At 69.0% G+C, this 452-nt stretch carries 1 protein-coding gene; it reads right to left on the bottom strand.

The genetic code is table 11. The features are described 5' to 3' along the window. Positions 1–452, bottom strand: a 452-nt coding sequence (locus tag PSD17_RS31640; RefSeq protein WP_339126006.1) for an acyl-CoA dehydrogenase family protein, incomplete at its 5' end; no start/stop codon positions are given.

The raw sequence follows: 452 nt of genomic DNA, 5'->3' as shown, positions 1-452 counted from the left end.
TCACGAGATCACGGCCTTGCCCGCGAGCAGCGACTTCGCGACGACGGTGCGCAGCACGTCGTTGGTGCCCTCGCCGATCGACATCAGCGGAGCGTCGCGGTAGAGCCGCTCGACCTCGAACTCCGTGGAGTAGCCGTACCCGCCGTGGATACGCATGGCATCCATCGCGCACGACAACGCCGCCTCCGACGCCGCGATCTTCGCCATCCCCGACTCGGTGTCCATCCGCACCCCCTCGTCCATCCGCGACGCCGCCCAGTACGTCATCAACCGGGCCGACTGCAGCGCCACCGCCATCTCCGCCAGCCGCAGCTGGATCGCCTGGAACTCACCGATCGGCCCACCGAACGCCGTCCGCTCCCGCGCGTAGGAAAGCGCCTCGTCATAGGCCCGCTGGGCCACACCGACGCTGCGAGCGGCGATGTTGATCCGGCCGGTCTCCAACGCCGACA

Source organism: Pseudonocardia sp. D17 (genome assembly GCF_036984265.1).
In the GTDB taxonomy this organism is placed as follows: Bacteria; Actinomycetota; Actinomycetes; order Mycobacteriales; family Pseudonocardiaceae; genus Pseudonocardia; species Pseudonocardia benzenivorans.
The sequence above is the reverse complement of the archived record's forward strand: the minus strand, read 5'-3'. Positions and strand labels throughout refer to the sequence as shown.